This window comes from Accumulibacter sp., assembly GCF_016789985.1.
In the GTDB taxonomy this organism is placed as follows: Bacteria; Pseudomonadota; Gammaproteobacteria; order Burkholderiales; family Rhodocyclaceae; genus Accumulibacter.
In genome coordinates this window covers 20,668-28,284 of record NZ_JAEUOL010000079.1, presented here as the reverse complement: position 1 = coordinate 28,284, position 7,617 = coordinate 20,668, and the positions used below count along the sequence as shown (strand labels likewise).

The 7,617-nt window shown below is 64.9% G+C and carries 9 protein-coding genes; 4 read left to right on the top strand and 5 right to left on the bottom strand.

Annotation, left to right across the window (positions count from 1 at the left end; genetic code table 11):
- The 3 genes from adh to JNK99_RS04815 all read left to right on the top strand — a co-directional run.
- On the top strand, positions 1-1,134 hold a 1,134-nt coding region (gene adh / locus JNK99_RS04825; protein ID WP_291849401.1), incomplete at its 5' end, for an aldehyde dehydrogenase.
- A gap of 66 nt (positions 1,135-1,200) precedes the next feature.
- Positions 1,201-1,563: a DUF779 domain-containing protein gene (locus tag JNK99_RS04820; RefSeq protein ID WP_291849398.1), complete on the top strand. Its 363-nt coding sequence runs from the start codon at positions 1,201-1,203 to the stop codon at positions 1,561-1,563.
- A 232-nt stretch (positions 1,564-1,795) separates the two neighbouring features.
- Positions 1,796-1,966 (top strand): hypothetical protein, encoded by a 171-nt coding sequence (locus JNK99_RS04815; protein ID WP_291849395.1) that lies wholly within the window; start codon positions 1,796-1,798, stop codon positions 1,964-1,966.
- Positions 1,967-2,090: 124 nt separating this feature from the next.
- Here JNK99_RS04815 and ettA read toward each other — a convergent pair whose 3' ends face one another.
- Complete coding sequence (gene ettA, locus JNK99_RS04810; protein WP_291849391.1) at positions 2,091-3,755, bottom strand: energy-dependent translational throttle protein EttA; 1,665 nt, start codon at positions 3,753-3,755, stop codon at positions 2,091-2,093.
- A 361-nt stretch (positions 3,756-4,116) separates the two neighbouring features.
- Here ettA and JNK99_RS04805 point away from each other — a divergent pair, with 361 nt between their 5' ends.
- The gene (locus JNK99_RS04805; protein WP_291849389.1) at positions 4,117-4,455 is read left to right on the top strand and encodes a hypothetical protein; all 339 of its coding nucleotides are present in this window, start codon (positions 4,117-4,119) and stop codon (positions 4,453-4,455) included.
- Here JNK99_RS04805 and JNK99_RS04800 read toward each other — a convergent pair.
- From JNK99_RS04800 to amrB, 4 genes are read right to left on the bottom strand one after another with little or no spacing between them, the layout of a single operon-like run.
- Positions 4,452-5,123: a hypothetical protein gene (locus JNK99_RS04800; protein ID WP_291849386.1), complete on the bottom strand. Its 672-nt coding sequence runs from the start codon at positions 5,121-5,123 to the stop codon at positions 4,452-4,454. The genes JNK99_RS04805 and JNK99_RS04800 overlap by 4 nt on opposite strands.
- Positions 5,120-6,229 carry an AmmeMemoRadiSam system radical SAM enzyme gene (gene amrS / locus JNK99_RS04795; RefSeq protein ID WP_291849383.1) on the bottom strand — a complete coding sequence of 370 codons (1,110 nt, stop codon included), beginning with the start codon at positions 6,227-6,229 and terminating at the stop codon, positions 5,120-5,122. The genes JNK99_RS04800 and amrS overlap by 4 nt, the downstream gene beginning before the upstream one ends.
- Positions 6,214-6,771: an AmmeMemoRadiSam system protein A gene (amrA, locus tag JNK99_RS04790; protein WP_291849380.1), complete on the bottom strand. Its 558-nt coding sequence runs from the start codon at positions 6,769-6,771 to the stop codon at positions 6,214-6,216. Before amrA ends, amrS begins: the two co-directional genes overlap by 16 nt.
- Complete coding sequence (amrB, locus tag JNK99_RS04785) at positions 6,761-7,585, bottom strand: AmmeMemoRadiSam system protein B (RefSeq protein WP_291849378.1); 825 nt, start codon at positions 7,583-7,585, stop codon at positions 6,761-6,763. The genes amrA and amrB overlap by 11 nt, the downstream gene beginning before the upstream one ends.
- Positions 7,586-7,617: the final 32 nt, after the last annotated feature.

Sequence of the window (7,617 nt, the reverse complement as noted above, 5' to 3'; positions counted from 1 at the left end):
GGCTGCCTGCGCGCCCAGGAGGGGGGCATCAGCGAGATCGACGAGCATACCGTCGCCTATCATTTCCACGAACCGCTCGGGGTGGTCGGGCAGATCATCCCGTGGAATTTCCCGATCCTGATGGCCGCCTGGAAGCTTGCCCCGGCGATCGGCGCCGGCAACTGCGTGGTGCTCAAACCGGCCGAGTCGACACCGATCAGCATCCTGATCATGGCCGAACTGATCGCCGACCTGCTGCCGCCCGGTGTGCTCAACATCGTCAATGGCTACGGGCGCGAGGCCGGTCTGCCGCTCGCCACCAGCCGCCGCATCGCGAAGATCGCCTTTACCGGGTCGACGACGACCGGTCGGGTGATCGCGCAGGCGGCAGCCAACAACCTGATTCCGGCGACGCTGGAACTCGGCGGCAAGTCACCGAACATTTTCTTCGCCGATGTGGCGCGCGCCGACGACAACTTTCTCGACAAGGCCATCGAAGGCCTCGTGCTGTTTGCCTTCAACCAGGGAGAGGTGTGCACCTGTCCGTCGCGCGCGCTGATTCACGAGTCGATCTACGACCAGTTCATGGACCGCGTTCTGCCGCGCGTGGCGGCGATCAAACAGGGCAATCCGCTCGACAGCGAAACCATGATGGGTGCCCAGGCCTCGCAGGAGCAGATGACCAAGATCATGTCTTACCTCGATCTCGGCCGGCAGGAAGGCGCCCAGTTGCTGATTGGTGGCGGACGCGCGCAGCTCGGCGGCGAACTTGCCGAGGGTTACTACGTCCAGCCGACGCTGTTCAAGGGTCACAACCGGATGCGCATCTTCCAGGAAGAGATTTTCGGTCCGGTGCTCGCCGTGACCACCTTCCGGGACGAGGCTGAGGCGCTGGAGATCGCCAACGATACGCTCTACGGCCTGGGTGCCGGTGTCTGGAGCCGCGATGGCAACGTCGCCTACCGCATGGGCCGCGCCATCAAGGCGGGCCGCGTATGGACCAACTGCTACCACGCGTACCCGGCGCATGCCACCTTCGGTGGCTACAAGGAATCCGGCATCGGTCGCGAGACCCACAAGGTGATGCTCGACCATTACCAGCAGACCAAGAACCTGCTGGTCAGCTACAGCGAGCAGAAACTTGGCTTCTTCTGATCTGCGGCCCGTTTTTGCAGCGTCGGTTGCCGGGGCGGGCGATCGTCCCGGCGTATGGAGAATGACATGGTCGAGAAAGTCATGGCCACTGCAGCGGCACTCGAACTCATCGAGTTTCTCAAGCAGAAGCACGGCCCGCTGATGTTTCACCAGTCCGGCGGCTGTTGCGACAACAGCGCCGCCAACTGCTATCTGCCGGGCGAGATCACCATTGGTGCCGGCGACGTCTTCCTGGGCAATATCGGCGGCTGCCCGTTCTACATCGGAAAGTCGCAATACGAGTACTGGAAACACACCCAGCTGATCATCGACGCGATCGATGGTCACGGCGGTACCTTCTCGCTCGAAGGTCCGGAAGGCAAGGCCTTCCACACCCGTTCGCGCGTCTTCAGCGATGCGGAGGTGGCCGAACTGGAGCGGGAAGCGTAGCGCCGGCGGAGCGGGCCATGGCGGAGGTGGCGATGAGTTGGCCGTCCGACAGGATTCTCCTGGCGTGCTCGCCGGGTTGCCTGGCGGGTGGGTGAAGCGGGGTGGTGCGCGCCGGGCTGCGAAGCTGGAGTGCCTCATACCGCATAACTGTACATATGTACAGTTATGCGGTATGCTGGCTCCGGCTTTTGCAGTTTCGCTGCACCACACACTCACAGAGGAGGCACTCACCATGAATCTCATCCAGAAGTGGTTCGAGCAGATTGCCGGCGTTTCACGGGTCGAGCGTGATCGCTGGTTTCTCGCGCAACAGGTCTTTGGCGCACGGCGGACGGATGTCTCGGCCTTGCACAAGCCCGCGTGCTGGCGCCGGAAAGCGGCTGCGGACGGACTTCGGCGCTAGCCAGCAACGGGGAGGGGTGCGGCCGGCAGCGTCCTCTCCCTGGTTGGCCGGCTGGTACCGGACGGTTGTCCGTCGCGCGCACTGCGCGTCGGTAGGCCGCTGCGCGTGGGTGTGTCTGTGCCGCCTAGCGGGTGATCGGCTTGTAGCGAATCCGCTTCGGTTTCGCTGCTTCTTCGCCGAGGCGACGTTTCTTGTCTTCCTCGTACTCGTGATAGTTGCCGCCGAAGAAGGTCCACTGCGAATCGCCTTCGCAGGCGAGAATGTGCGTGCAGATCCGGTCGAGGAACCAGCGGTCGTGCGAAATCACCAGCACGCAGCCGGCGAATTCGAGCAGCGCATCTTCCAAGGCGCGCAGGGTTTCGACATCGAGGTCGTTCGACGGCTCGTCGAGCAGCAGCACGTTGCCGCCGGCGATCAGCGTTTTGGCCATGTGCAGGCGACCGCGTTCGCCGCCCGAGAGCTGACCGACGCGCTTCTGCTGGTCGGCACCCTTGAAGTTGAAGCGCCCGAGGTAGGCGCGCGACGAGGTTTCGTACTTGCCGACGGTGAGGAGGTCGGCACCGCCGGAGACTTCCTCGAAAACGGTCTTCTCGCCGTCCAGGCAGTCGCGGCTCTGGTCGACATAAGCCAGCTTGACGGTGTCGCCGATCTCGATCTCGCCCGAGTCGGGCTGCTCGCGGCCGATCAGCATGCGGAACAGCGTCGACTTGCCGGCTCCGTTCGGGCCGATGATGCCGACGATGGCACCGGCGGGCACATTGAAGCTCAGCTTGTCGATCAGCAGGCGGTCGCCGAATGATTTGCTGACCTCGCGGAATTCGATGACCTTGCCACCCAGGCGCTCGCCAACCGGAATGAAGATCTCCTGCGTTTCGTTGCGCTTCTGATACTCGACGCTCGCCAGTTCCTCGAAGCGTGACAGTCGCGCCTTGCTCTTGGCCTGGCGTGCCTTGGGGTTCTGGCGCACCCATTCGAGTTCCTGCTGCATCGCCTTGATGCGGCCGGCTTCCTGCCGCGCCTCGGTTTCCAGGCGCGCTTCCTTTTGTTCGAGCCAGCTCGAATAGTTGCCTTTCCACGGGATGCCATGGCCGCGATCGAGTTCGAGAATCCACTCGGCGGCATTGTCGAGAAAGTAGCGGTCGTGGGTCACCGCGACGACCGTGCCGGGGAAACGCACCAGGAACTGCTCCAGCCACTCGACCGATTCGGCATCGAGATGGTTGGTCGGTTCGTCGAGCAGCAGCATGTCCGGCCTGGACAACAAAAGCTTGCACAAGGCGACGCGGCGCTTCTCGCCGCCCGACAGATTGCCGATCGGCGCGTCCCAGGGCGGCAGGCGCAGCGCGTCGGCAGCCAGTTCGAGCTGACTGCCGAGGTCCGCACCGGCGCTGGCGATGACCGCTTCCAGACGTGCCTGTTCCTCGGCCAGCTTGTCGAAATCGGCATCGGGTTCGGCGTAGGCAGCATACACCGCTTCGAGCATGGCCTGCGCCGCGAAAGCCTCGCCAAGGCCGGATTCGACCTCCTGGCGGACGGTTTTCGCCGGGTCGAGCTGCGGCTCCTGCGGCAGATGGCCGATCTTCAGGTTGGGCATCGGCGTCGCCTCGCCGATGATGTCCTTGTCGACTCCCGCCATGATGCGCAATACCGTCGACTTGCCCGAGCCGTTGAGGCCGAGCAGGCCGATCTTGGCACCAGGGAAGAAAGAGAGCGAGATGTCCTTGATGATCTGGCGTTTGGGCGGGACGATCTTGCCCACGCGGTTCATCGTGAAAACGTATTGGGCCATGGCAGTGAGTCAGGTCAGGGAGGTTGGCGGCGGATTGCCCGGTGGGCAGGCGAGGGCGACAGTTTACCCCGAGAGCACGGCCGCGGCACACCTTCCTCGCTACCGGACGATCATCGGCCGCCCGGTTCTTGGCTTCGAATCCGCTGTGTCTCTCGCGTGTCGGCGGGCCGGTGTCTGATTTCCGAGGTGCTCCAGGGCCTGTCCGAACCCCCCCTTTTTCGAGCAAACAACATAAACCGGACAGATCATTTGCTGCCAACCCGGACAGATTGCTTGTTCCCTGCACGTTGCCAGGAGGGCAATTGACCGGGTCATGGCGACGGGTTACAGTGCTGCGGTCTTGCTTGTGCGGAGGTGGCACATGAGGTCGAACCGTCAAAGTCTGTCGATCGCCCTGCTGTGCGCGGCGGTCGCGTTTCCCGCTCTGTCCGGACGGGCACAGGCGCAGCAATATACCAGCGACGGAGCGGTGCGTCCCGACCCCGCGCTGTCGCCCGAAGAGACTTATCGGGCACCGGCCCTGTCGCCCGGCGCAGTGCGTCCCGATCGCGCGCTGTCGCCCGAGGAAACTTATCGCGCACCGGCCCTGTCGCCGAATGCCGTGCCGCGTGACCCCGCCTTGTCTCCGGAGCAGACCAATCCGCCGCCGGTCCTCTCGCCGGATGCCGTGCCGCCCGACACGGCGCTGCCGCCGGATTAGCGGCACGGCGCGGGGAGCTGCTGAACAAACCAGAGCGCGGTGGCGCGGGCGACCGGTTCGCACGCCGTTGCCGAATCCGGTGCGTCGGCGCTCGCCGGCAGGGGCCGCAGTTCGCTGGCGCAGGCAAGCTGGTGCAAGGCCCGTCGATTGCTCTCCGCGACGCGGCGGTCGTCCTGATCGACCAGAACGAGCAGTGGCGCGGCGAGCGAACGCAGGTACCGCATGCCGGCCAGATCGATCAGGCCACCCCGGCAGACAACGGCGTAGATGTCGTGGTCACGCAGGGCGGCAACGCGCAGGACGACCGGCGAGCTGTCATCGGTGCCACACAGGCCGATCGGCAGAATCGGCAGTTCGCCGAGCAGCATGTGTTGCTTGAGCATTCCAAGACCGTCGAGCAGGCGCCGGGCGAGCAGCGAGACGTTGTGCTGCAGGTTGGCAAAACGCTCCTCCGCCCGCGTCAGCAGGCCGAGGTTCAGGGTGCCGATGCCGGTGTGCTGGAGGATGACGGCCAGTGTGTCGTCATGTGCTGCCGGGGACGGTCCGGCCCGGGTCAGCACGACCACGGCCGACAGCTCGGCCGGCAGGGTCAGGCGGCCCTGCAGGAAATCGCTTCCCGCCTGGATCGAAATCAGGGTTTGACCGGGGATGGTCAGCGCTTCATTCAACGGCGGACCAGCCTGACCGGAACGCGACGCGGGCCGAAGGGCTTGCCGAAGCGGGCGAAGCGGCCGGCGATCTGTGTTCCGCAGTGCGGACAGCGTCCGTCGCTGGGCAGATCGTAATGGCGAATGTTGTACCAGTCGCGCTCGATCAGAGCCGCCTGACAGGTCGGACAGAAGGTGGTGTCGCCTTCGCTGTCGTGGACATTGCCGGTGTAGACGTAGTGCAGGCCGGCGTCAAGTCCGATGCGCCGCGCGCGGGTCAGTGTCGAGGCAGGTGTCGGCGGCAGATCGTCCATCTTCCAGTCCGGGTGAAAGGCGGTGAAGTGTAGCGGAACCTCGACGCCCAGCTCGCGTGCCACCCAGTCGGAGAGCGCCTTGATCTCGGCCGGCGAGTCGTTCTTCCCCGGAATCAGCAGGGTGGTGATCTCGAGCCAGCACTTCGTTTCGTGGTGGATGTAGGCGAGGCAGTCCAGTACCGGCTGCAGATGGCCACCGCAGAGCTTGAAATAGAAGTCATCGGTAAACGCCTTGAGATCGACGTTGGCGCCGTCCATGACGGCGAAGAACTCGCGCGCCGCTGCGGCATGGACGTAGCCGGCGGTGACGGCGACCGTCCTGATGCCGCGCTCATGGCAGGCGAGGGCGGTATCGATCGCGTATTCGGCAAAGATCACCGGGTCGTTGTAGGTGAAGGCGACCGATTGCGCGTGGTAGGCGAGCGCGGCGGCCGCGATGCCGTCCGGGCTGGCGGCGTCGAGCAGGCGGTCCATGTCTTTCGACTTGGAGATATCCCAGTTCTGGCAGAATTTGCAGGCCAGGTTGCAGCCGGCGGTGCCGAAGGAAAGGATGGAGGAACCGGGATAGAAATGGTTGAGCGGTTTCTTCTCGATCGGGTCGATGCAAAAGCCCGAGGAACGTCCGTAAGTGGTGAGTACCATGTGACCGTCGAGGTTCTGGCGCACGAAGCAGGCACCACGCTGACCCTCATGCAGCTTGCAGTCGCGCGGACAGAGGTCGCACTGGATGCGCGCGTCCTCAATGGCATGCCACCAGCGAGCGGGGTGAGCCGATTCGGGCACTTTGGGCAGGTGGTTTACTTCTCTTTCCATTTTCTTGCTCCATAGCGCGACAGGCTGACTTCGGGGTGCCAGAAATCGGCCGCCAGACCAGCCTTGAGCTTGAGTTGCGCGAGGAACTGGTGCGCGTCGGGGAGCGCTTCCCAGACCTGCGGCAGGAAGGTTGCCCGCTTTTGTCCGTAACTGAGGAGCAGACCATCGACACCCGGTTGCAGACGCGCCACGGCCTCGGCCTCGCTGCGCACAGGGAAGGCTTCGGGTGTCGTCAGTACGGAGACCTCGACCCGTGTCCGGGTGAACTCCTCGGCGCTCAATGGCGCAAAGCGGTGGTCGTGGAAGGCGGCGGCGAGCGCGTTCTCGGCGACGTCGACAAGCAGTGGCCGGTGCGCTTCAAGGCTGCCGATACAGCCGCGCAACCGGCCGTTCTGGGTCAGGGTGACGAAGGTTGCGCCAGGCTCGGCGAGTTCGGGTGACGGGTTGACCGCCAGCGTCGGCAGGCCGAAACGCTGCGCGATGGCGTTGCGCGCCGTGTACAGCAGCGCCGCGCCGAGCTTGTCGTCGGACTCAGTGGACATGGCACGGTTTCTCGTTGAAGGCGAAGGCGCCGTAGCCGACCACCCGCGAGCGGTCACCGGCGGTATCTCCCGAGTTGCGCAGGTCGATCAGTTGCGCTTCGAGGTCATGCTGGCGGGCGGCGAGCAGCAGGCCATTGACCGGAGTTGCGCCGCAGGCCTGCTGATGGTCGATGTGGGCGTCGAGGGCGAGGATGTGGCGAGCGGTGTTGCTGTCGGTTTGACGGGCGGCGGCGTAGGGCAGGTAATGCGACAGGTCGGAACTGATCACGATCAGCGTTTCATCGCCGCCCCATAGGCATTCGAGGACCTCGGCGACCTGTGTCGCCGAGGCGCGTCCGACCGCCAGCGGGAGCAGCGCGAACTCGCCGAGCACGGTCTGCAGGAAAGGCAGTTGCACCTCCAGCGAGTGTTCGTGGGCATGTGCCGCGTCGCTGACGACGACCTGCGGCAGGGGCTCGATTGCCGCGACGGCCTGGCGGTCGATCGGGACGACGCCGAGCGGCGTGGCGAAAGCGCTGGCAGCGGGCAGGGCCAGTCCATTGACTGCGACGCGGTGCGTCGGGCCGAGCAGAACGACGCGCCGGATGCTGCCGTACGACGCCGCCAGTGGGGAGTAGACGCTGGCCGCGATCGGCCCCGAATAGATGTAGCCGGCATGGGGTGCAATGATCGCCTTGGCCCGGGTGCCCGACACTGGCGGTATCTCGGCCAGCATCCGCCGGAGATCGCGGGCGAGAACGGGAGCCGAGCCGGGATAGAACATGTCGGCCACTGCCGGTGGACGGATGTGCGGGGTCGAGGGATTCACGCTCATGCTCCTTGCAAGGTTGCGCTGCGTTTCCTTGG